The following is a 23,138-nucleotide window of genomic DNA, read 5'->3' as shown; positions in this document are numbered from 1 at the left end:
AGATGGAAACGAGAAGGCAACTCACTTTATTTGTAGAAAACGAAACCATCGAAGAAATAAGGGCTAAATTTAACCCGATACAACAAGCTTTAATTGCTGCTCATGTAACACTTTGTAGAGAAGATGAACTTAAAGACCTTGAAAAAGTTGTATCGAATATTCAAGCCCTAAAAATTGATAAGCCTATTGAAATTTCATTTAATAAAGTGATACGATTTGAAAACGGGAAGGGTGTATTAATCCCTGCGAAAGAAAATAACAATGATTTTCATAATTTAAGGAATGCCATTCTTATCTCTCCTAGAAAACATTTCCCACATATCACATTGATGCATCCTAGAAACTCAACTTGTACTGATTCCATTTTTGAAGAAATTAAATCTTATCAATTACCAACAACATTATTCTTTAACAGAATCAATCTAATAGAACAAATAGATGGTGGGAAATGGAAAGTTTTGGATGAGTTCACCATCTAATAAATTTAAATTTTAGGTAACCGGAGGCTATCTAAGCAACAATATAACCATTCATCAATCTACAATTTATTACTTGTCATTACATTGTTTGGATATTTAAACGATAGAAACAAATCCATTTCCTTGTTGTTAATTTGCCAAAAAAATTTAGAATATGTCGTTACTTTTCTCTCCTCTCAAAATAAAAAACATAGAAGTAAAAAATAGAATTGTGGTTTCGCCAATGTGCGAATATTCTGCAGTTGATGGTTTCCCTAACAATTGGCATTTGGTCCATTTAGGTAGTCGTGCTGTTGGCGGTGCTGGCTTAATTATTTTTGAGGCAACTGGCGTTTCTCCAGAAGCTAGAATCTCTGTTGGCGACCTAGGCATTTGGAAAGATGAACATATCGAAAAATTTAAAGAAATCGTAGGTTTCATCCATCAAAATGGTTCTATAGCTGGTATTCAATTAGCTCATGCTGGGCGAAAAGCAAGTTTTGATATCCCATGGGAAAACCCATTACAGTTGGACAAAGCAAACGGCGGTTGGGATACTTTATCTGCAAGTGCAGAGGTGTTTAATCCGACAGATAAAATACCAATTGCCTTAGATATTGAAGGCATTGAAAAAGTAAAGGCAGATTTTAAAGCCGCAACAGTTAGAGCAATTAAAGCAGGATTTAAAGTAATAGAAATTCACGCTGCCCATGGTTATTTGCAGCATCAATTTTTATCGCCAATTAGCAATAAAAGGACTGATAATTATGGCGGTAGTTTCGAGAATAGAATTCGTTTATTAATGGAAACCGTAGAAGCTGTACAAGAAGTTTGGCCAGTAGAAAATCCATTGTTCGTTCGTATTTCGGCTACAGACTGGGCAGAAGGTGGTTGGAGTTTGGAGGAATCAATTCGTTTATCGGCTCTGCTAAAAGAAAAAGGAGTTGATGTAATTGATACTTCTTCTGGCGGTTTAACGTTAGCACAACAAATACCTTTAAAACCTGGTTATCAAGTTGAGTTTGCAGCAGCTATTAAAAAGGAAACAGCTATAACGACAGGGGCAGTTGGTCTAATTACCAATGCTAAGCAAGCTGAAGAAATTTTACAAAATGGTCAAGCGGATTTAATATTTTTAGCTAGGGAATTTTTGAGAGACCCTTACTTCCCCTTACATGCTGCCTTTGAATTGGATGATGATGTAAAGTGGCCATCGCAATATGAAAGAGCAAAGCCGAGAAAATAAATTCTTATAGGTTGTAAATCCGTAAGTTGTAAAAGTTCGTATCTGCATTTAGATAAGAACTAAAAAATTAAAATCATGAAAAACTTTAACTTAAAACCATTACTAATCGGTAAATACTTGTTCGCCTTAATGTTTACCATTGCGATAATTTCTTGCAAAAAAGAAAAAACGATTATCACTTTACCTTTGGTAGGCCCAGATGTGGAGTTCTACGTACTTTCTAACAATACCATCAAATTATTTAATGGTAAAAGCGTAAAAACTCAAATCAGCTCAGTAGCTATTACTGGCTTAACAGGTACTGAAAAAATGTTAAGTGTAGACTTTAGGCCAGCTACAGGAGAATTATACGGTGTAAGTGATGCCAGCAAACTTTATGTAATTAATGTTACCACAGGAGCGGCAAGAGCAGTTTCTACCACAGCTTTTACACCAGCAATTGCAGGTACCGCGGTTAGTTTAAACTTCAACCCAACAGTAGATAGAATTAGATTGGTTTCTAATACGGGGCAGAACTTACGCTTAAATCCAGAAACAGGTTTAGTCGCTGCTACAGATGGTTCAATCAACGGTGCCGCTGGTGCAATTATTTCTGGCGTAGCTTATACCAATAGCGAAGCTGGCGCAACAAGCACGGTACTTTTTGATATAGATTTAACCACCAAAAAATTATACAAACAAGACCCACCTAACAATGGAACATTGGTTGAGGTTGGAAGCCTAATGGCAGAATTAGGAACTTCGGTAAGTTTTGATATTTCTCCAAAAAATACAAACGCAATTGCCACCGGATTAATCGGTGGGATTTATAAATTGTTCACTATTGATGTTAACACAGGCAAAGCAACCTTAGCCGGTGAATTTGCCAACGGCTTAACAATCCAAGGTATTGCAATTTCTAGCAATGCTGCAGCTTATGCTACTACTAGCGCAAATAACTTATTAATTTTTAATCCCAAAAATACAGAAGCCCCAATAGTTAAAGCAATTACTGGCTTACAAGCTGGAGAGACTATTGTTGGTATGGATTTTAGGCCTATAAATGGACAAATTTTTGCTTTAGGCAGTACGAGCCGTTTATATGCAGTTAATATCGGAACAGGTGCGTTTACACAAGTAGGCTCGGGCACACTTTCAACGCTGTTACTAGGTACTAGTTTTGGATTTGACTTTAACCCAACAGTAGATAAAATTCGTGTGGTTAGTAACACTGGTCAGAATTTAAGAATAAATACAGATGGTTCAGTATTTATGGTAGACGGGATTTTAGCACCAGGTACACCATCGGTTAGTGCAGCGGCATACACTAGCAATTTTTCTGGCGCAACAAGTACCAAACTCTATGTAATAGACCACAATACTGATAAACTTTATACTCAAGATGCAAATGTAGGCACTTTAACAGAAGTTGGCGCTTTAGGCATTAATGTAGAAAGTACCTCGGGCTTTGATATTGTAAGTTCTGGCGCAACAGATACAGCTTATGCTATTTTAACTGTTGGTACAGCTACTAAATTATATACCATCAACTTAACAACCGGTGCAGCAACTGCTGGAAGAGAGATTCCAAACGCTGTAACAAGTTTTACTTTAGGCCTTAGACTTTAAGATATTATCTCTATGTTTTGAAGCTGTATTCCAATGGGATGCAGCTTTTTTTGTTCCTAAGGATATTTTTAAAACAATTTTCTACTATTTTCGATTATAAATAAAAACAAAATAGCATGTTCGATAAATTAATGGCTGCCCAAAAGCAGGCAGAAGAAATTAAAAAAAGATTAGACACCGTTTCTGTATTTGGTGAAGTTGAAGGCGGTGCAATAAAAGTTACAGCAACTGCAAATAAAGCTATTACTGCCATAGAGATTGAAGAAGGCTTTTTCGCAGCTGCAGATAGAGAAGAATTAGAAGAACTTTTATTAACTGCCGTAAACAAAGCCTTGGCACAGGCCGAACAAGTTAGCGCAACCGAAATGCAAGCCGCAACTCAAAGTATGCTTGGTGGTTTAGGCGGAATGTTTGGCTCTTAAAGGTTGAAGGCGGAGGGTAGAAGGCTGAAGGTTTTCATGCATTCTTCAATATTCATTTCTATAAAACTGGTTCAAGGCTAACAAAACTTGTCTCATATCGCACATCTCAATGCTCAAATCTCAAAAAGAATGAAATACACATATTACGGTCAATCTAGTTTTTTAATAGAAACTGAGACTACAAAATTATTATTTGACCCATTTATTAGTCAAAACCCATTGGCTAAAGATATTGATATTAGCAAAATTGAAGCAGATTATATTCTGGTAAGCCACGGTCATGGCGATCATGTTGGCGATTTAATTGAACTAGCTAAACAAACCAAAGCTCAAGTTATTGCTATGCCAGAAGTTATTGGCTGGGTAATGAAACAAGGTGTAGAAAATGTACATCCAATGAATTACGGAAAATATACTTTCGATTTTGGAACCGTAAGAATGGTTTGGGCAACACACTCTGCAGGTTTACCCGATGGCAGCTATGGAGGTAATCCAGCTGGCTTTGTTTTAGAGCTAGAAGGAAAACAAATTTATTTTGCTGGCGATACCGGCTTAACTGTTGAAATGAAATTGTTAGCCGAGCTTTATAAATTAAACTATGCCATTTTACCTATCGGTGGTAATTATACAATGGATACTGATGATGCTGTCATCGCTTCAAATTATGTGAATTGCGATAAAGTAATAGGCGTACATTATGATACCTTTCCGGTAATTGAAATAGATAGTAAAGTTGCTATAGAAAGTTTTAAAAGAGCGCAAAAGACACTATTGTTACCAGCCATAGGCGAAACTATAATTTTATAAAAAAAGCCTTTCAGAAATTTTCTGAAAGGCTTTTACTTAACAACTAGTTATGACTTAGTTTTTCTTTGCTGCTTTATTTACTTTATAGCGCATATCGGCAGTACCGTCCTTTTTCTTAGGACCAGCCACTACAACTTTTGTTTCTTTGTTAACTTTGTAACGCATGTCTGCTGTGCCATCTTTTTTAGTCGGCGTAGTAACCGTTACTTTTTTCACTACTTTATTTGCCACAACAGGCACTGTAGGCTTTACGGCAACTACCTTTTTAACTGTTACTGGTGTTTTGGCAGTAACTTTTACCTGAGCAGGTGTTTGTTTTACTGTTGCAGAAACAGAGGTTTGAGCGAAAGTAGTACTAATCCCTAGTACTGCAATGGCGAGAATGCTTAATAATTTTTTCATGGTTGGTTTTAATTTTGATGTAAACTTCATTAATACTAATGAAGATTAAATGAAGTTAATCTTTATCTCAAAGAAAACCTAATTGGAATCGTATACCTAATTTTTACAGGCTCACCTAATTCTTTTGCGGGTAACCAATTCATCGAAGTTCTAAAAACACGTAATGCTTCACTACTTAAATCAGCATCAGGACTTTCTTTTACCTTAACATCTTCCAATTTACCATCTTTCATTACTGTAAATTCTAGTTTTACAGTTCCTTCAATTTTATTTTTTTGAGCATTTGCTGGATACCTGATTTCTCTACCCAAAAACTGATAAAACGCCTGCATTCCGCCTGGATAACTTGGTAATTCGAACAAAATGTTTCTTTTTACACTATTACCCTCTTGGTCAAAATAAATCCCATCAACTACCTTCCCTTTTTCATCATACTCTTCGTTGGCCGCCAGCTTTTTGCCTTTGTAAAACATTTTCCAATTTCCAGTTTTAGTACCCATTACATAATCGCCTTCTTTTTTTAAATCGCCATTATCCCAATAGGCCTTAAAATCTCCATTATATTTATCGTAAGTATAGTTTACGTTTTCAAACAATTGCTGATTTGGATAATAGTAATGCCATTCGCCGTTTTTATATCCTTTTTCATAATTACCTTCTTCTTTTATTACTCCATTTTCATAGAAAGTATAAGGTCCTTTTCTCACTTCCAATTTTTTATCAGCAAAGCTGATTTTTTCTCTCAGAACTCCCTTTTTATCTGTTAAGCTTAATACCCAAAACTCTCCCTTTTGCTCAACATTACTAATCCATTTTGAGCGCATTGGATCTTTGTTATAACCTGGATTTGCGTATACGGTTGTGGTATCTTGTCTTGCTTGTGCAAAAGCAAGAGATGAAGTAAAAATTGAAACAATAAGCAGGATATATCTTTTCATTTTATGATAAATTAATGTGCCGCTAACCAATTATTACCTTCGCCAATTTCAATTTCTATTGGCACTTCTGTTTTTATAGCGGTCTTCATTCTATGCGTAATAATAGCTTTCATTTGCTCGACTTCCGTTTTTAGAACGTCGAAAACAAGCTCATCATGCACCTGCATAGTCATTTTTGATTCCAGCTTTTGCTCTTGCATGTCTTTATGGATATTAATCATCGCAATCTTGATTAAATCTGCCGCTGAACCTTGTATTGGCGCATTAATCGCATTTCGCTCTGCGTAACCTCTTACAGTCATATTTGCAGAATTAATGTCCCTTAAATATCTTCTCCTGCCCATTATCGTTTCTACAAATCCATTCTCACGAGCAAAATTCATCGTATCGCTCATGTATCTTTTTATACCTGGATATTGTGTAAAATATTGCTCTATAATTTCTGCCGCTTCTTTCCGAGGAATATTTAAATTCTGAGATAAACCGAACGCCGACTGACCATAAATAATACCGAAGTTAACCGCTTTTGCATTTCTACGTTGATTTGAATCTACTTCTTCAATACTAATTCCATAAACTTTTGCAGCTGTTGCTGTATGAATGTCAATGCCCTTACTAAAAGCATCTAACATATTCTCTTCTTTACTAATCTCTGCAATTATGCGCAATTCAATTTGTGAATAATCGGCAGATAACAAAACGTGGTCTTCGTCTCTTGGAATAAATGCCTTACGAACCTCTCTACCTCTTTCTGTTCTAATCGGTATATTTTGTAAGTTTGGGTTGTTAGAACTTAATCTTCCCGTTGCGGCAACTGCCTGATTAAAACTGGTGTGAACTCTACCTGTTTTTGGGTTTACCAATAATGGCAAAGCATCAACATAGGTTGACTTTAGTTTTTGTAACTGGCGGAAATCTAAAATATCTTGTACGATATCACTTTTTGAAGCTAATAAAGTCAACACATCTTCTCCAGTTTGATATTGACCTGTTTTTGTTTTTTTAGCCTTCGGGTCTAACTTTAAATGGTCAAATAAAACTTCACCCAGTTGTTTTGGAGAAGCCAAATTAAACTTCAGCCCTGCTTTTTCATATACACTTTGCTCTGCTTTTGTAATTTCTGTTTGCAGTTCAATTGAGTAAGCATTTAAAGTCTCGATATCTATTTTAACGCCTTCTTTTTCAATATCGGCCAAAACATAAATCAGCGGATTTTCTATTTCCTCGGCCAATTTAATGGCATTTTTCTCTTTAAGCAAAGGCTCGAAAACATTTGCCAATTGTAAGGTTACATCAGCATCTTCCGCAGCATAATCTACTACATTTTCTACTGGCACATCACGCATTGTTCCTTGCGCTTTACCTTTTGCACCAATTAAAGTGGTGATAGAAATTGGGGTATAGCCTAAATAATTTTCAGACAAAACATCCATGTTATGTCGAGTATCTGGGTCGATTAAATAGTGAGCCAACATGGTATCAAAAAGCTTTCCTTTTACTTGAACATCATACCATTTAAACACCAACATATCATACTTAATATTTTGGCCAATCTTGGCGATATTTTCATTTTCGAGGACAACCCTAAATTCATCAACAATGCTTTGCGCTCCCGCCCTGTCTTGTGGAACTGGAATATAATATCCTTCGCCAGGCTTAATAGAGAATGATAATCCCACCAAATCGGCCAAATTAGCATCAGTTCCAGTGGTTTCAGTATCAAAAGAAACACTTGGTTGAGTTAACAACAAATCGATTAATTCTTTTCTTTTTTCTGGGGTATCAATTAAAAAATATTCGTGTGGTGTATTGCTGATGTTTTTTGCATCAATTGGCGTATCAAATAAGGATGGTTGTTCCGAGAAATCTTTCCTTTTTACTTCAACATTGTTGCCAAATAAATCTTGTTGTTGTGTACCACTTTTTGCATCATTTACACTGAATTCTTCTCCAAAAACTCTCTTCCCGATGGTACGGAATTCTAGTTCTGCGAATAGTGGTTCTAATAATTCCCTACTTGGTTCTTCCAATATTAATTTGGTTTCATCAAATTCAACAGGAACATTTAAAATTATTGTTGCTAGTTTTTTAGAGATTAATCCTTGCTCTGCAAAATTCTCTACATTTTCTCTTTGTTTTCCTTTTAATTCGTGGCTATTGGCGATGATGTTTTCCATACTGCCATATTGTTTGATTAACAATTTCGCCGTTTTTTCTCCAATACCAGGGATTCCAGGAATATTATCTACCGCATCACCCCATAGCCCTAAAATATCTATTACTTGCAATACGTTTTCTATTTCCCATTTAGCTAGAATTTCAGGCACACCTAAAATTTCCATTTCATTACCCATACGAGCAGGTTTGTAAATGAAAATATTTTCTGAAACCAACTGAGCAAAATCCTTATCAGGAGTCATACAATAGACTTGAAATCCCTGACGCTCTCCTTCTTTTGCCAAGGTGCCGATGATATCATCTGCCTCAAAACCATCTTTAGTTATTACAGGGATTTTAAAGCCTTCTATTAGCTTAAAAATGTATGGCAATGCTTTTGATAAATCTTCAGGCATTGCTTCTCGATGTGCTTTATAAGCAACGAAATCTGTGTGTCTTTCTGTTGGAGCTTCAGTATCAAAAACAACAGCGATATGACTTGGTTTTTCTTTCTTCAAGACTTCCAAAAGTGTATTTGCAAAACCCATAACTGCCGATGTATTAACGCCAGTAGAAGTAAAACGAGGATTTTTACTCAATGCAAAATGCGCTCTATAAATTAGCGCCATCCCATCTAAAAGAAAAAGTTTTTTATTGCTCATGTGATTATAAAATCGTGAACTTGTAAAGTTATTATTTATTTTTAATTCACCTTATCTTTAATCTTTGTTCCTTATTCTTTATTCACCTATGTACAACTAGACCAAATATTTCCGTTATTTGTTATGATGAAAGCATTTAAAATTCTATCTGTATTTTTTCTTTTAAGCGCCAAGCTTTTTGCTCAAGACGCGGTATTAATTAGTGAAGGAAATTTTGTACGTGGTGTAATTAAAGGCACCAATTTTAGTTCGGTTGCCATCATGGAAGATGACCAAACGATTAAGGAATTTCAGGCCAAGGACATCCAATCTTTTATTTGGAATGGTGAAACTTATGCGAGCAAGCCTATTGTGGTGAAGAAGAAAATGGAATATCGGTTTTTTAAATTGATAGAATCAGGCACGGTTAACTTATATTCTTATGGTGATAAAGCAGAAACGCCACAAGCACCACAGCCAAGAGTAAAAGTTAGGCCACAAGTAGGAATTGGTATGGGAACAGGAGGATTTGGAGGGGGATTAGGTGGTGGAGTAAGCATTGACCTTGGTGGTAGAAGAAGAAATGAGGAACAGACTAGCGGCGGTCAGAAAGCAAAGATTTCTTACTTTATAGAAAAACCTGGAACCGGACCAATGCAAGAAGTGTCCATTGAAAATACAAATGCTGTAAAAACTATTTTGTTGGCAAAACTAAATAATGATGAAGATTTAGCTGAAAGTATAAAAGCTACCGAAAGTTTCGATGCAAAAAACTTAGCCGCTTACGTAAAGGCTTATAATTCATCGGGAAAGAAATAGCCTAGCATTGAGCGATAATCGTTTGTCGTTCTTCGTCGACCGTTTTTAAAACGAACAACGCTCAACGAACAACCAAAATTACCTAGCAACACAACCAATCACATGGTCGTTAACCATTCCTGTTGCTTGCATAAATGCATAACAGATAGTTGTGCCAAAAAACTTAAATCCACGCTTTTTCATATCCTTTGCAATGGCATCTGAAATTTCAGTTCTTGCTGGGATGCCTCCATTTTTAAAGTCATTAACTAGAGGTCTTTTATTTGGTAGATAGGCCCAAATAAAATCAGCAAATGAGCCAAACTCTTTTTGAATTTCTATAAAAAGTTTAGCGTTATTGATAGCAGAATTAATTTTTAATCGATTACGAATGATGGTTTCGTCTTGCATCAAACGTTCTACAGCTTTTTCTGAAAAAGCCGCAACTTTATGAACATCAAAACCTGCAAAAGCTTTTCTGTAACCTTCTCTTCTCCGCAAGATGGTAATCCAACTTAAACCTGCTTGTGCACCTTCCAACACTAAAAACTCAAATAAAATTTTATCATCATAAACAGGTTTACCCCATTCTTTATCATGATATTTAATGTATAATGGATCATTTCCGCACCAGTGGCAACGTTTTGAGTTTGGAGTTGGGAGCTGGGAGTTGGGAGTTGGGAGTTTGCATAATGCCAGAATATCTAGTTAAAAAGTTATGAACTAGCCTTAATTAAGAACTTTTCAGAATTATTCATCATATAAACCAAAAGTTTGGCAACCTCTTCAGCACAATCATTTAATATTTTATGCTCATCATATGTAATATATTCACATGATAAGGCAAAATCTAACCAAGTTTGGGTCTCACCATTTTCCATATCAGCATCTGATAGTTTACTGATAAAATGATTTGGATATCTTCTCTTTCTATATGCCTCTGCCATATTTGCACAAACACTTCTAGACGACCTTCTGATTTGGTCTGTTAAACTATATCTCTCTTCTGAAGGAAATCTTTTTGAAACTTTAAAAATTTCCATTGCCAAGCTAAAACCTTTTTGATAAGCAAGTAAGTCTTTTATTGTACCCATTCTTAAATATATATTCTTCAGAACGATTTACGAAATCCGTTGACAAACTCCAAACTCTATTCTCCCAACTCAGAACTATTTAACTCATCCCAAAACTCAACAGCTCTTCTATAGTGAGGAATAACAATTGAACCGCCAACTAAATTAGCAATCATAAATACTTCATTAATTTCAGCATTATTTACGCCTTCGTTGAAGCATTTTTCCAAGTGATATTTAATGCAATCATCGCAACGTAAAACCATTGAAGCTACCAAGCCAAGCATCTCTTTAGTTTTTACATTTAAAGCACCATCTGCATAAGTAGTGGTATCTAAGGCAAAAAATCTTTTGATGTTGGTATTGGATGTTTCCATTATTCTATCGTTCATTTTAGTACGATAGCTATTAAATTCTTCTACTAATTTTCCCATAATTTTATGCTGAATTGTTAACTGTAAATTGAGAACTAATTATAGCTCTTCTAAAGGATTCCAGAACACCTTTTTAAAATCTTTTACTTTATCATTTTCAACCTTTATTCCTTCTTGCTCCAACAATTGTTGCATTAATTCTGGTGGCGAGAAATGAAACTTTCCAGTAAGTAATCCACTGCTATTTACTATTCTATGAGCAGGTACTTTGGGATGTGCAATGCCAGCATTACTCATGGCATAACCAACCATTCGGGCAGAACCGCCAGCACCCAAAGCTTTTGCAATTGCACCATAAGAAGTTACCCTTCCTTTTGGAACTAGTCTTGCCACTTCAAAAACCTGCTCGTAGAATGAATTTTCCATTAGCTAAATGAAAATTGAATATAATTGATGTTTTTATCGTGTTTCAAATAGATTCTCTCGTAATGAGTTTTGATGGATAAAACTTCATCAGCAAATTCCGATTGATATAAATGATTAGTGTTTTTATGGGTAATTAGGTTTAACTCTTCTACCTTTTCTACTGTATAATTGTACAACCCATCATTGTCGGTTTTTAAATTCATCCTTCCTCCTGCTTTCAGCAGAATTCTGTACTTTTCTAAAAATCCAGGAAAAGTTAAACGTTTCTTTTCTCTACTCTCTTGTGGTTGTGGGTCGGCAAAGGTAATCCAGATTTCATCAATCTCTCCTGGAGCAAAATATTCTAAAATATCTTCGATTTGTATTCTTAAAAAAGCTAAGTTTTGTATGCCTTCATCAACCCCTGTTCTTGCGCCTCTCCAAATTCGATTTCCTTTTAAATCAACCCCAACAAAGTTTTTTTCTGGAAAAAGCTTGGCTAAATTAACAGCATATTCACCCTTACCACATGCTAACTCTAAAACTACTGGATTGTTGTTTTTAAAATGCGCTTCTGCCCATTTTCCCTTCATCACTTTACCCAAATGCAATTGATAGACGTTTGGAAAAGTATCTATCTCTGCAAACTTTCTTAATTTATCTTTACCCACTTTAAAATTTTTAAAGCACAAAAGTAAGATTTAATTGCCATCTAATAATGATAAGCTGTTCTGAAAATTAGGGAGTAACTTTGTTTTCTCAAAAATATTTGATGACCTAGATACTGCATAAACAATTTTATCTGCCGAGATTTGGTAACCAACAGAAACAACATACACAAGCTTTTCTAAGATTATGCCTGTCTTATTGTCGACTAAGTAAGTTCCATTACTATTGCTATTGATTAATTTACCGATGCTTGAGCTTGTAAATTTTAAAACAATATTAGTTTCATTTATATTTTCAATCCAAAATTTTGTGGTGATTTTTTCATTAGCAGTAGTTGATACATCAGTCCAGTTATGTCCTTTCAATAAGTTTTTGGTGTAAGTAATGTCTGCAACAAGATCAAATAATTTTCCTTTTTGAAAAACCTCTGGTTGTATTCCTGCAAAAGCAAGTAATGTATCCGTTGCAAACTCAACCTGTTCATTATCAAACGACTCTATAATTCCATATTTGTTTACCTTTAAATCAACAGACTTATTAACCATATAATCTAAAGCACTTTTTATAGTAGATCCATCTAAACCCGAAGCAGAATTATAATGCAATTTTTTACCCATTCCATCAATTAGGTTATCCATACCTTTAATTTTTATATTAAAAGTATAACCCTTATCGCCTATAGCGATAACTTTTGAAGTTTTAGAAACATTTGAAGTTGAGTTTATATGAAGAACTTGCTTACCTCTTTGTATTATGGACCTAGAGTTTACAGTTATATCCGTTTGGTATTCTGCATTAGTCTTAAAACTAAAAGTTCGATGTCCATCTTGTGCAAATGAAACAAAAGGGAGTAACATAAATGCAAAAAAGAAATAGATCTTCAAGTTTTTACCTTTTTTATTGTATAACATTTCTTATGCGTTAGAGATTATAAAATCTTAAATTTTTGCGGAAATTTAATATAGAGCAAGCCTCACTTGGGGGTTGGGTGGAATGGAAGCCAATGGAGGTAGTTTTATGGTTTTAGGATAATTAGATTTTGTGACCTCACCCTGCAAAGATTGAAGCATATTAGATTCAGGAGCTCTTGGCATTAATGGAGCTGAAGGAATTTGAGGTAAATAACTTGCTGTTATTAAACTAGGCGTTATGACTGCTGGTACATTAATAGGGGGCATTGCGGGCACAACCATATTAAAACCAAAATCTGGATTTAATGGCGGCGCTACAACTGGCAGTGGAACTTTAAAATCAGAGTTATTATTTCTCCCATTTTGAGCCATTGCATCGTTGAAACCTATTAAAGTAAACGAGAGTAAGAAAATAAAAATTAGCTTTTTCATAGTTTTTATTTGTTTTTTGATAAAGAGAATGGGTATCCAATGGTTCCTATCATCGAGACCCTATCACCAGAATTTTTAGTGAGATTATAAACTCCTAAACCAATTATTAGTGGAGATTTTTTTAATGGTTGAACGCCTGTTGAAAACCCAAGGTTTAAACCAGACCATTCTGCATTGATATTTACATTTTTCAAAACTTCATAAGATATATTTGCAAAAACTCCAGTTCCATATTTACCTTTCCCCGAAGCAATATCCCAAGGACTTTTATACAAAAACCTTCCATTGCCAATACCAATTGTATAAATTAATCCTGAATAACCCGCTTCAATTGATCTTACAGTTTGTACTGCATGACTAAATGAAATGTAATAAGTTCCATCTGGGGCGTCTGAAACTTTTGGGTTTGCAAAAAGCTGAATACCGCCTATTGCAATGCTGCTAGCTTTAAATATCTTTCGGCTTAATATAATATTTCCAGAAAAGTCCTTTAATTCTGTTACCCTGGTTATATTAACACTTGCAGAAACACTAAAATATTTATCAGAATTTCCAAATGCGATACCAAAGGCACCTATTAAGTCGCCTTTAGTTTTCACATATTCTGCAGGAAAAACACCACCTAATATTGCAAAGATATATGTAGAATTGCCAACCCATCCAGTAGGCGTCATTATACTATGAGTACTGTTATTGGGCAATAAGGTTACATCTGCAATAGAAAATATTGCCCTTTCTGAAATCAATGAATCTACCTTTAATTTCAAGCTATGCTCAAAAGCATCTTGAGCCTTTGAAATTTTAAAAAGGAGAATAGAAAACAAAACAGTCATTATTACAATGCTGAGTATAATGTTCTTTTTCATAAATATGTGGATAATTCCTTATCCAAAGTTTGAGGTCGTTAACTTATTGATATATAAAGTTATAACTTTTTATTAATTAGCCAACATTTGAAGAAATTTAATCTATCTGGACAGTTATAAGGTCGATGAAATACGGAAAATAAAGGTCGAATCAAACTATAAGATTTTTTCGACCTCAATTTCCTTTGAATTCAGCATATTGAAATTAGATTAATCATAGTTAAAATTTATATATTTATAAGTATTAATAAATTTTAACTATATGACACTAGTTCAACTGGAATATATTGTGGCAGTAGACACTTATAGAAGCTTTGTAAGTGCAGCAGATAAATGCTTTGTAACGCAGCCAACATTAAGTATGCAAGTTCAAAAGCTAGAAGAGTTTTTAAATGTTAAAATATTCGATAGAAGCAAACAACCAATCGTTCCAACTGAGATTGGGGCACAAATTATAGCTCAAGCCCGCATAGTTTTACAAGAGAATAAAAAAATAAAGGAAATCATTAGCAGTCAACAACAAGATGTTATTGGTGAATTAAAAATTGGAATCATACCTACAATTGCTCCCTATTTATTACCCAAGGTTATTGCATCTATGTTAGAAAAGTACCCAGATTTAAAATTATTGATATGGGAATACACAACCGAAGATATTATTCACCATTTAAAAACTGGTGTAATTGATTGTGGGATTTTAGCTACCCCATTATTGGACGCAAACATTTCTGAAACCCCAATGTATTACGAAAACTTTGTAAGTTATATCAGTAAAAACAGTAAGCTCTTTAAAAAGAAAGCCATTGATGCTGATGATTTAGAAGACGAAAACATTTGGTTGTTAAACGAAGGGCATTGTATGAGGTCTCAAGTATTAAACATTTGTAGATCTACAAAAAACAACCGTCTACAATCGTTAACTTACAACACTGGAAGCGTGGAAACTTTAATAAGAATGGTGGATGTAAACGATGGAGCAACCTTATTACCTGAATTAGCATTGGCTGATTTAAATGCCAAACAGCTTAATAAAGTGCGATATTTTAAATCTCCTGAGCCAGTAAGAGAGATTAGCTTGGTAACACACAAAAACTTCATTAAAAAAAGGATGCTAAATGCACTAAAAGAAGAAATTTTGGCCATTATCCCTAAGACAATGAAGAATAGGAAAAAGAAAGACGTAATTGGGATTTAGTTATTCCCTACAGATTTTAATCCTTCGATACCAACCACTTTTTCTTCCTCTTCACCTTTTTTAAGTTTTTTCTTTTTCTTATTAGGATCTACGCCGCTTAATCGCTCTTCGGTAAGTTTATTATACTCTATTACTTGATCGGGTTTCAAAAGACTTTTGATATTGTTATTCGTTTCATTGTTTAATTTAAAGAAATTGGTTTCGTCTTCTGGCTTAAAAGTACCTGCCTGTTGTTTTTTATAAAGAGCTAATTGCTGTTTAGACAAATCAAAAATATAATTATAGATTACACCTCTTTGAGTTGGCGTTAGCTTTAATCTTTTATCAATCTCCTCTATGTTCTTCTTTGCAAGCTCTTCTGCTGTAGGAATTTTCTGTGCCCAACTAGAAAAAAACCCACCCAACATCAACATCGTAATTAAAATCAATCTTCTCATGACACAAATTTAAAGAAATTATTTCAAAAAATAAGGCTTGTGAATTTGTGTTCACAAGCCTTAAAATATTAGCATTTTGTGTATTATAATGCTTTTTTGTAACGTTCGGCTACAGCATCCCAATTCACGACATTCCAAATTGCTGCTAAGTAAGCTGGACGTTGGTTTTGATATTTTAAGTAATAAGCGTGTTCCCAAACATCAACACCAAAAATTGGAGTACCTTTTACTTCTGCAACGTCCATTAACGGATTATCTTGGTTTGGAGTTGATGAGATAACTAATTTTTTATCTGCACCTACAGAAAGCCAAGCCCAACCAGAACCAAAGCGAGTTGCTCCAGCATCTTGGATTTTAGTTTTGAAGTCTGCAAATGAACCAAAAGCTTCATTAATTGCTTTTGCTAAATCGCCAGTTGGCTCGCCACCTTTGTTTGGGCCTAAAACTGTCCAAAATAAAGAGTGATTGAAATGACCACCGCCATTATTACGAACAGCAGCAGGAAATTTTGAAATATTCTTAATGATGTCTTCGATGCTTGAACTTGCCTCAGGTTTACCTTCTAAAGCTTTATTTAAGTTGGTAACGTAAGCTTGGTGGTGTTTGCCATGGTGAATTTCCATAGTCAATTTATCGATATGTGGTTCTAATGCGTCTGTTGCGTAAGCTAACGCAGGTAATTCAAAAGCCATAATGTTTATTATTTAAGTTTTTAAAATGTTAATGTACAAATATAATCTTCAAAGGTTAAGTTTTACACCTTTATTTGTCAAATTTCTTTACGTTTATTGTGAAAAAATGTAGTCATCAACCTACCGCATTCTTCAGCCAAAACGCCACCTTTTAAAACCGTTTTTGGGTGCAAAAGGTTTTGATTTATTCTAGTAAATCCTCGTTTATCTTCATTCGCCCCATAAACAATTCTAGATATTTGTGTCCAAAAACTAGCGCCAGCACACATTACACAAGGCTCTATGGTTACATATAAAGTACAATCTTTAAGGTATTTACCACCCAATGTTTGTGCCGCAGCTGTAAAAGCTTGCATCTCTGCATGGGCCGTTACATCGTTTAATTGTTCTGTTAAGTTATAACCACGACCAATAATTTTGCCCTGACAAACGACAATAGCACCTATCGGAATTTCATCGTTATCAAATGCTTTTTTTGCCTCGTTTAAAGCGAGTTTCATAAAATGCTCATCAGCACCTGCTGGATTTTCTTTCTCTTCGAAATTGTAGAAACTCATAGCCTAATTATTGTTGAATTGATTCATTGCTATATTGTTGTATTTTCATAGAGGAGATCAGTCAAATTAACTTACTTCCATTTGGCACTCTTTTATCAACGGATGTTAAAACGATATCGCCGTTTTCATCTGTTAAACCTGTAACTAAAAACTCACTCATGAACTTGCCAATTTGCTTTTTAGGGAAGTTGACTACCCCAATGATTTGTTTTCCTATTAATTCTTCCTTGGTGTAATGTTTAGTGATTTGTGCGCTGCTCATTTTTATTCCAAACTCACCAAAATCAACTTTTACCTTATACGCTGGCTTTCTGGCCTCAGGGAAATCGAAAGCTTCGAGTATTGTTCCTGCTCTTAGTTCTACCTTTTCAAAATCATTCCAAGTAATTTCTTCCATTCGGTAAAATTACAAAAGTATTGAGTATTGCGATGTGAGATTTGAGATTGGTTTCAAAAACCTTCCACTCTCAACCCTCGAGCCCTCAACCTTATTTTTATTACCTTTGCACTATGGTAGAGATTAAGTTAAAAAAAGGAAAAGAAAAAGCAGTTTTGCAACGTCATCCTTGGGTGTTTTCTGGTGCGCTTGAAAAAATAAAAGGTTCTCCAGAAAATGGAGATGTTGTTAAAGTTTGCAGTGCGAATAATGATTTTTTAGCTTATGGGTATTTTAATGCTCAATCTCGTGTTGCTGTTCGTTTATTAGAATGGGATGAAAATCAAATGATTGATGAAGCTTGGTATGCTCAAAAAATCAATCAAGCCATTGCTTCAAGATCTCATTTATTAAAAAATAAAAACACTAATACCTATCGTTTAATCTTTAGCGAAGCTGATTTTTTACCTGGTTTAATTGTAGATAAATATGATGACTTTTTATCTGTTCAAATTTTAAGTTCGGGCATTGAAAAGGCAAAACCTATCATTATCGATTTATTAGTTAAAGCCTTACAGCCAAAAGGGATTTTTGATAGAAGTGATGCTACTGCTCGTACACATGAAGGAATTACTGCAGAAAACGGCCTGCTTTGGGGAGAAGCTCCTGCTACTTTCATCGCTGTTAAGGAAAATGGAATTACTTACCATATTAATATTGCCGAAGGACAGAAATCCGGTTTTTACTGCGACCAACGTGATAACCGTAAGCTTTTAGCTGATTATGCAGAAGGTAAAACCGTATTAGATTGCTTTAGCTACAGTGGTGGCTTTAGTTTAAATGCTTTTAAAAATGGAGCAAATGCTGTAACAAGTGTTGATAGTTCTGCCTTAGCAATTGAAACCTTGAAGCAAAATATAGAACTGAACAAATTCGATTCAAAAAACCATATCGCTATCCAATCTGATGTAAATAAGCAGTTAAGAGCTTTTAAAGAAGAAGGAAAAAAGTTCGATATCGTTGTGTTAGACCCACCAAAATATGCACCATCTCGCTCTGCTTTAGATAGAGCTGCTCGTGCTTACAAAGATTTAAATAGATTAGGATTATTGTTACTAGAAAGTGGTGGTCTGTTGGCTACTTTTTCTTGTTCTGGCGCAGTAGATATTGAAACCTTTAAACAAATTATTGCTTGGGCTGCTTTAGATGCTGGCAAAGAAGTTCAGGTAATTAGACAATTTTCTCAGCCTGAAGACCATCCTGTACGTTTGTCTTTCCCAGAAGGAGAATATTTAAAAGGATTATTAGTTCGAGTTTTATAAAAGATAATTATGCTAATTGTACAAAATATTAGGCTGAGTAGAGTATTAATTGATACTTGGAAAGTTGATGTAATTATGATTATTTCTTGTACAGCTGCATATTTTGTAAGAGAATATTTAATTGCACATCACTTTCAAATTTCTACCATTATCCCTACGGTATTGGGTACTGCAATTGCATTTTTTATTGGTTTTAATAACAACCAGGCTTACGATAGATGGTGGGAAGCTCGTAAAATTTGGGGAGCAATAGTTAATGACTCAAGGAGTTTAACTAGAAATTTAATCAACTTTGTTGAGGATGAAGAAACTGCCCATAGAATGGTTTGCAGACATATTTCTTTTATTTACGCTTTAAAAGCTAATCTTCGCAACACAGTAGATGAAATTTATACAAAATACTTAACTGAATTTGATAAGTTAGAAGTAGAAAGGCATACCAATAAGCATAATGCAATCTTAAACATTCAGGCAATGGAATTGCAAAAGCTATATAAAGAGAATAAAATTGATGGGTTTAAGTTTATGGAAATCAACGAAATGTTGGTAAAATTAACTGATAGTATGGGCGGATGTGAGCGTATAAAAAACACCATATTTCCAACTACATATAGCTATTTAACTAAAGTTTTTATATGGTTATTTGTAGTAACTTTTACTTTGGTAATTAGTCAGGATATGGGTTATTGGAGTATTTTTATGGGCTGGTTAATAGGTTTTGTTTTTGTATCTACTCAAATAAATGGGATGAGATTAGTTAATCCGTTCGACAACAAATCATCTGGTTTACCGCTTAATCATATCTCTAGAACTATAGAAATTAATTTACTACAAATGATGGGTGGGCAAGACATTCCAGAGCCAATCAAACCAATTAATGATGAGTACATCTTATAGGTAATTGTACGTCTAATATTTTCAATTTACCTAATAACACAAAAGGAAGCTCTCTTGAGAAAGCTTCCTTTTGTGTTATAGCAATTATGTTAATTATATCTCCTCAGAGCTCTCTGGCAATTTTTCATATTCACCTGCTAAGGCATATTTACCAAAAATCACTAAGCCAATTGCTATCGGAATAAAGATGAGCAAGATAATTCCCCATTGCAAGGCAGTATTAGTCTGCTCTACACCTGCGTTAGCTTTGCTAATTTTATCCCAGGCTTGCCATGACATAAAAACCATTGCTGCTGGACCAAGAATAATCCATACTAATCCTAATATTTTTTTTATTGATTTCATGTTTTCTAAGTTTTGTCATCCAGAGCAAAGCGAAGGATCTATTTTACTTACAGATTTCTCCTAACGTCGAAATGACGAGTTTATTAATCGTTAACGTTTTCGTCTTTTTTATTTGATAAATATACAGCTCCAATAATGAAACTTAGTGCGGCAATCCCGATAGGATACCATAAACCAGAAAGTGGTGTTGAACCTGCAAAACTTGCAATCAGCGTTGCCACAAAAGGCACCAATCCTCCAAAAACACCATTACCCACATGGTAAGGTAATGACATTGAAGTATATCTGATTTTTGTTGGGAAAAGTTCCACTAAAAATGCTGCAATTGGTCCATAAACCATTGTCACTAACAAAATCTGGAAGAAAACCAATCCTACAAAAATCCAAAATGTTGATGTTTCTAGTATTTTATCTTTATAAATTGCTGCGGAATGACCAATTGTTTTGCTCGCATCTGCATAAACTGTATCAACCAAAACTTTGTTATATGAAGCACCACTTAACAAACTTATTTTAGTACTAGTGGTTATTAAGCTATCTCCTTTATCATGTAAAGGAACTCTTGTAATTACAGGCGCTGCAGTAGACGCAATTGCCGATACTTCAGTTTTACTTACATCACTCTTATCTAAAAACATCTGATAAATTGGGCGATAGAAAATAATTCCCAGCAACATTCCCGTTAGCATAATCCACTTTCGACCAACCTTATCACTCCACGCTCCAAAGACCACAAAGAAAGGTGTCGCAAAAGCGATACCCCAAAGCAGAATATATCGTGAATCATTAAAATCTATCTTACAAGTATTTTCTATAAATGATTGGGCGTAAAACTGACCAGTATACCAAATTACACCTTGCCCCATTGTTGCACCAAACAAGGCTAACAATACCATTTTGAAGTTTCCTTTTTTACTAAAACTTTCTTTCAAAGGGTTTTTAGAGATATTGCCTTCTGTTTTTAGTTTAGTAAACATTGGCGATTCATGCATTTTTAAGCGGATGTAAATAGAAACACCTACTAATAAAATAGAAAGCAAGAATGGAATTCTCCAACCCCAATCTGCAAATGCTTCAGCGCCAATAATATTTTTCGAAAGTACGATTATCCCTAGTGAAAGGAATAGACCCAAGGTTGCTGTAGTTTGAATCCAACTTGTAAAAAAACCTCTTTTGCCTTTTGGAGCATGTTCTGCAACGTAAGTAGCTGCACCACCATATTCTCCCCCTAAAGCTAAACCTTGTACTAGACGCAAGATTAACACTAAAATTGGGGCAAAATAACCAATGCTAGAATAAGAAGGGATTAGGCCAATTAGAAACGTAGAGCCTCCCATTAAAACCAAGGTTAAAAGGAAGGTATATTTTCTTCCAATTAAATCTCCTAACCGACCAAAAACCAAGGCCCCAAAAGGCCTAACAATAAAACCTGCTGCAAAAATTGCCAAGGTATTAATTAGTGCAGAAGCTCCTGCATCTGCAGGAAATAGCTGTGCGCCAATAATAGTGGCCAAACTGCCGAAGATGTAAAAATCATACCATTCGATAAGGGTTCCGAGGGAGGATGCACCAATTACTTTAAAGATGCTATTTGGTTTAGTTTCGTGGTTCATAATTTTTAAAACTAATGGTTTAAAAATTAAAATACAACTACTTCAATGAAAAGCTGTTAACAAAACCGTTGAATTAACGTTTATATTTCAAATAAAGCGTTTAAACATTAAAGAATTAGGAAAATCGCTACCCTAATCCTTTAATGTTTATTTTAAACAAAGCCCAAAACTGCTTTATTTTAAACAATGGTTATATGAATTGACCACCAGAAACTTCTAGCCTTTGGGCATTTACCCAACGTCCTTCTTCCGAACATAAAAAAGCAACCACTCCCCCGATATCATCTGGCAAACCCACTCTACCAAGCGCAGTATTTGAAGCGATTACTGCGTTTAGCTGTTCGTTATCGCGAACTACACCACCACCAAAATCAGTTTCAATGGCTCCTGGCGCAACAACATTTGCAGCAATTCCCCTTGGACCTAGTTCTTTTGCCAAATATTTTGTGAAAACTTCAATTGCTCCCTTCATTGAAGCATAAGCACTGTAACCAGGCAAGGCAAAACGAGTTAAACCAGTTGCTAAGTTTATTATTCTTCCTCCATCGGCGATGATTGGCATTGATTTTTGAGTTAAAAAATAAACTCCCTTGAATTGAATGTTATTTAATAAATCGAAATCTTCTTCTGTTGTATCTGCAAAGTTTTTATGAATTCCTATACCCGCATTGTTGATTAGGAAATCGAAACTAACTCTATTCCAATTTTCGTTTAAGGCATTTTTTACTTGAGCAATAAAACCATCAAACGATTTTACATTACCTGCATCAAATTGAAGTGCAACTGCATTTTGACCTAAACTTTCTATTGAAGAAACAACTTCATCAGCCTCTACTTGTTTGCTGTTATAGGTTAGAATTACATCGATTCCTTTTTTGGCCAAGGCTAAAGCCATATTTTTTCCTAGTCCGCGGCTACCGCCTGTTACTAGTGCTATTTTTTGTATTTGCATATTCTTTTTCGTTTAAATTATATACAAATATCTGCCTAAATAGTGTTTATAAAATGGTGCTAGTTTCCGAATTAATGGTGTTAATTTCCGATTCTATAATTTTGTTTCGGTATTGTTTAGGTGTCATTCCTTCAAACGACTTAAAAAACTTAGTGAAATTTGTTGGTTCATTAAAAGTAAGTTTGTAACTAATTTCTGCGATTGACATTGGAGTTTCGCTCAGCATTTTACGAGCTTCATCCATTGTTCTTTCCTCTGCAAAATGACAGGGAGAATGACCTGTTGTTAATTTAATGGTATTGCTAAAGTGTGTTGGGTGGATAAATAATAATGCGGCAAAATCTTTAATGTGATACATTTTATCGACCTTACCAGCCATGATTTCTGCGATATGCTTTTCTAATAGCTCAAAAAACTTGGCTGTTATTTCATCTTTACGAGTAAGAATTTTAATAGGGATGGCCATTTAGCTAAAATACTAAAGTAAAAGCTATTGTTAAATTGTTTGATTGTCAAATTGTTATTAGACCATCTCAAAAAACAAT

The 23,138-nt window shown here is 34.7% G+C and carries 28 protein-coding genes; 9 read left to right on the top strand and 19 right to left on the bottom strand.

Annotated elements, in window-relative coordinates; all coding sequences use genetic code 11:
- Window positions 1-2: 2 nt before the first annotated feature.
- The 5 genes from R2Q59_RS14995 to R2Q59_RS14975 all read left to right on the top strand — a co-directional run bounded on the left by R2Q59_RS14995 (window position 3) and on the right by R2Q59_RS14975 (window position 4,541).
- The gene (locus R2Q59_RS14995) at window positions 3-479 is read left to right on the top strand and encodes a 2'-5' RNA ligase family protein (protein ID WP_316786059.1); all 477 of its coding nucleotides are present in this window, start codon (window positions 3-5) and stop codon (window positions 477-479) included.
- 154 nt (window positions 480-633) lie between these two features.
- Complete coding sequence (locus tag R2Q59_RS14990) at window positions 634-1,704, top strand: NADH:flavin oxidoreductase/NADH oxidase (RefSeq protein WP_316786058.1); 1,071 nt, start codon at window positions 634-636, stop codon at window positions 1,702-1,704.
- A 75-nt stretch (window positions 1,705-1,779) separates the two neighbouring features.
- Window positions 1,780-3,312, top strand: a complete 1,533-nt coding sequence (locus R2Q59_RS14985) for a DUF4394 domain-containing protein (protein ID WP_316786057.1) — start codon at window positions 1,780-1,782, stop codon at window positions 3,310-3,312.
- A 116-nt stretch (window positions 3,313-3,428) separates the two neighbouring features.
- Window positions 3,429-3,734 (top strand): YbaB/EbfC family nucleoid-associated protein, encoded by a 306-nt coding sequence (locus R2Q59_RS14980; protein WP_316770427.1) that lies wholly within the window; start codon window positions 3,429-3,431, stop codon window positions 3,732-3,734.
- A gap of 129 nt (window positions 3,735-3,863) precedes the next feature.
- The gene (locus tag R2Q59_RS14975; protein WP_316770424.1) at window positions 3,864-4,541 is read left to right on the top strand and encodes a metal-dependent hydrolase; all 678 of its coding nucleotides are present in this window, start codon (window positions 3,864-3,866) and stop codon (window positions 4,539-4,541) included.
- A gap of 54 nt (window positions 4,542-4,595) precedes the next feature.
- Here the strand turns inward: R2Q59_RS14975 and R2Q59_RS14970 are convergent, their stop codons facing one another.
- From R2Q59_RS14970 to polA, 3 genes are all read right to left on the bottom strand, one after another.
- On the bottom strand, window positions 4,596-4,943 hold the full coding sequence (locus tag R2Q59_RS14970) for a hypothetical protein (RefSeq protein ID WP_316786056.1): 348 nt from the start codon (window positions 4,941-4,943) through the stop codon (window positions 4,596-4,598).
- Between the two features lie 62 nt (window positions 4,944-5,005).
- A complete protein-coding gene (locus tag R2Q59_RS14965; protein WP_316786055.1) occupies window positions 5,006-5,881 on the bottom strand; it encodes a TonB family protein in 876 nt (291 codons plus the stop codon).
- 11 nt (window positions 5,882-5,892) lie between these two features.
- Entirely contained in the window at window positions 5,893-8,700 is a 2,808-nt protein-coding gene (gene polA / locus R2Q59_RS14960; RefSeq protein WP_316770417.1) for a DNA polymerase I, read from the bottom strand.
- Between the two features lie 123 nt (window positions 8,701-8,823).
- Between polA and R2Q59_RS14955 the strand changes: the two genes are divergently transcribed.
- The gene (locus R2Q59_RS14955; RefSeq protein WP_316770415.1) at window positions 8,824-9,498 is read left to right on the top strand and encodes a hypothetical protein; all 675 of its coding nucleotides are present in this window, start codon (window positions 8,824-8,826) and stop codon (window positions 9,496-9,498) included.
- A 78-nt stretch (window positions 9,499-9,576) separates the two neighbouring features.
- Here R2Q59_RS14955 and R2Q59_RS14950 read toward each other — a convergent pair whose 3' ends face one another.
- From R2Q59_RS14950 to R2Q59_RS14915, 8 genes are read right to left on the bottom strand one after another with little or no spacing between them, the layout of a single operon-like run.
- Window positions 9,577-10,176 (bottom strand): DNA-3-methyladenine glycosylase I, encoded by a 600-nt coding sequence (locus R2Q59_RS14950; RefSeq protein ID WP_316787309.1) that lies wholly within the window; start codon window positions 10,174-10,176, stop codon window positions 9,577-9,579.
- A gap of 17 nt (window positions 10,177-10,193) precedes the next feature.
- The gene (locus tag R2Q59_RS14945; RefSeq protein ID WP_316786054.1) at window positions 10,194-10,571 is read right to left on the bottom strand and encodes a four helix bundle protein; all 378 of its coding nucleotides are present in this window, start codon (window positions 10,569-10,571) and stop codon (window positions 10,194-10,196) included.
- Between the two features lie 56 nt (window positions 10,572-10,627).
- Window positions 10,628-10,984 carry a carboxymuconolactone decarboxylase family protein gene (locus R2Q59_RS14940; protein ID WP_316770408.1) on the bottom strand — a complete coding sequence of 119 codons (357 nt, stop codon included), beginning with the start codon at window positions 10,982-10,984 and terminating at the stop codon, window positions 10,628-10,630.
- Window positions 10,985-11,023: 39 nt separating this feature from the next.
- A complete protein-coding gene (locus R2Q59_RS14935) occupies window positions 11,024-11,350 on the bottom strand; it encodes an MGMT family protein (RefSeq protein WP_316770405.1) in 327 nt (108 codons plus the stop codon).
- A complete protein-coding gene (gene trmB, locus R2Q59_RS14930; protein WP_316770403.1) occupies window positions 11,350-12,000 on the bottom strand; it encodes a tRNA (guanosine(46)-N7)-methyltransferase TrmB in 651 nt (216 codons plus the stop codon). The genes R2Q59_RS14935 and trmB overlap by 1 nt, the downstream gene beginning before the upstream one ends.
- Before the next feature lie 30 nt (window positions 12,001-12,030).
- Entirely contained in the window at window positions 12,031-12,909 is an 879-nt protein-coding gene (locus tag R2Q59_RS14925) for a hypothetical protein (protein ID WP_316770400.1), read from the bottom strand.
- A gap of 45 nt (window positions 12,910-12,954) precedes the next feature.
- Window positions 12,955-13,341 (bottom strand): hypothetical protein, encoded by a 387-nt coding sequence (locus R2Q59_RS14920; protein ID WP_316770398.1) that lies wholly within the window; start codon window positions 13,339-13,341, stop codon window positions 12,955-12,957.
- A gap of 5 nt (window positions 13,342-13,346) precedes the next feature.
- Entirely contained in the window at window positions 13,347-14,207 is an 861-nt protein-coding gene (locus R2Q59_RS14915) for a hypothetical protein (RefSeq protein WP_316770396.1), read from the bottom strand.
- 262 nt (window positions 14,208-14,469) lie between these two features.
- Between R2Q59_RS14915 and R2Q59_RS14910 the strand changes: the two genes are divergently transcribed.
- The gene (locus R2Q59_RS14910; protein WP_316770394.1) at window positions 14,470-15,402 is read left to right on the top strand and encodes a hydrogen peroxide-inducible genes activator; all 933 of its coding nucleotides are present in this window, start codon (window positions 14,470-14,472) and stop codon (window positions 15,400-15,402) included.
- Here R2Q59_RS14910 and R2Q59_RS14905 read toward each other — a convergent pair.
- The 4 genes from R2Q59_RS14905 to R2Q59_RS14890 form a co-directional block, all read right to left on the bottom strand.
- Window positions 15,399-15,839: a hypothetical protein gene (locus tag R2Q59_RS14905; protein ID WP_316770391.1), complete on the bottom strand. Its 441-nt coding sequence runs from the start codon at window positions 15,837-15,839 to the stop codon at window positions 15,399-15,401. The genes R2Q59_RS14910 and R2Q59_RS14905 overlap by 4 nt on opposite strands.
- 83 nt (window positions 15,840-15,922) lie before the next feature.
- A complete protein-coding gene (locus R2Q59_RS14900) occupies window positions 15,923-16,531 on the bottom strand; it encodes a superoxide dismutase (protein ID WP_316786053.1) in 609 nt (202 codons plus the stop codon).
- A 77-nt stretch (window positions 16,532-16,608) separates the two neighbouring features.
- Window positions 16,609-17,088 (bottom strand): nucleoside deaminase, encoded by a 480-nt coding sequence (locus R2Q59_RS14895; protein ID WP_316786052.1) that lies wholly within the window; start codon window positions 17,086-17,088, stop codon window positions 16,609-16,611.
- A 61-nt stretch (window positions 17,089-17,149) separates the two neighbouring features.
- Entirely contained in the window at window positions 17,150-17,485 is a 336-nt protein-coding gene (locus R2Q59_RS14890; protein ID WP_316770383.1) for a tRNA-binding protein, read from the bottom strand.
- A 113-nt stretch (window positions 17,486-17,598) separates the two neighbouring features.
- Here R2Q59_RS14890 and R2Q59_RS14885 point away from each other — a divergent pair, with 113 nt between their 5' ends.
- Together R2Q59_RS14885 and R2Q59_RS14880 are read left to right on the top strand one after the other, a co-directional pair.
- Entirely contained in the window at window positions 17,599-18,786 is a 1,188-nt protein-coding gene (locus tag R2Q59_RS14885) for a class I SAM-dependent rRNA methyltransferase (protein ID WP_316770381.1), read from the top strand.
- A gap of 9 nt (window positions 18,787-18,795) precedes the next feature.
- On the top strand, window positions 18,796-19,683 hold the full coding sequence (locus R2Q59_RS14880; protein WP_316770379.1) for a bestrophin family protein: 888 nt from the start codon (window positions 18,796-18,798) through the stop codon (window positions 19,681-19,683).
- A 93-nt stretch (window positions 19,684-19,776) separates the two neighbouring features.
- Here the strand turns inward: R2Q59_RS14880 and R2Q59_RS14875 are convergent, their stop codons facing one another.
- The 4 genes from R2Q59_RS14875 to R2Q59_RS14860 all read right to left on the bottom strand — a co-directional run bounded on the left by R2Q59_RS14875 (window position 19,777) and on the right by R2Q59_RS14860 (window position 23,059).
- Window positions 19,777-20,028 carry a DUF6814 family protein gene (locus R2Q59_RS14875; protein ID WP_316770376.1) on the bottom strand — a complete coding sequence of 84 codons (252 nt, stop codon included), beginning with the start codon at window positions 20,026-20,028 and terminating at the stop codon, window positions 19,777-19,779.
- A gap of 83 nt (window positions 20,029-20,111) precedes the next feature.
- Window positions 20,112-21,641 carry an MFS transporter gene (locus tag R2Q59_RS14870; RefSeq protein WP_316770374.1) on the bottom strand — a complete coding sequence of 510 codons (1,530 nt, stop codon included), beginning with the start codon at window positions 21,639-21,641 and terminating at the stop codon, window positions 20,112-20,114.
- Between the two features lie 190 nt (window positions 21,642-21,831).
- Complete coding sequence (locus R2Q59_RS14865; RefSeq protein WP_316770372.1) at window positions 21,832-22,593, bottom strand: SDR family NAD(P)-dependent oxidoreductase; 762 nt, start codon at window positions 22,591-22,593, stop codon at window positions 21,832-21,834.
- Between the two features lie 46 nt (window positions 22,594-22,639).
- Window positions 22,640-23,059 carry an AraC family transcriptional regulator gene (locus R2Q59_RS14860; RefSeq protein ID WP_316786051.1) on the bottom strand — a complete coding sequence of 140 codons (420 nt, stop codon included), beginning with the start codon at window positions 23,057-23,059 and terminating at the stop codon, window positions 22,640-22,642.
- Window positions 23,060-23,138: the final 79 nt, after the last annotated feature.

The organism is Pedobacter frigiditerrae, from assembly GCF_032678705.1.
Taxonomy (GTDB): Bacteria; Bacteroidota; Bacteroidia; order Sphingobacteriales; family Sphingobacteriaceae; genus Pedobacter; species Pedobacter frigiditerrae_A.
The sequence above is the reverse complement of the archived record's forward strand: the minus strand, read 5'-3'. Positions and strand labels throughout refer to the sequence as shown.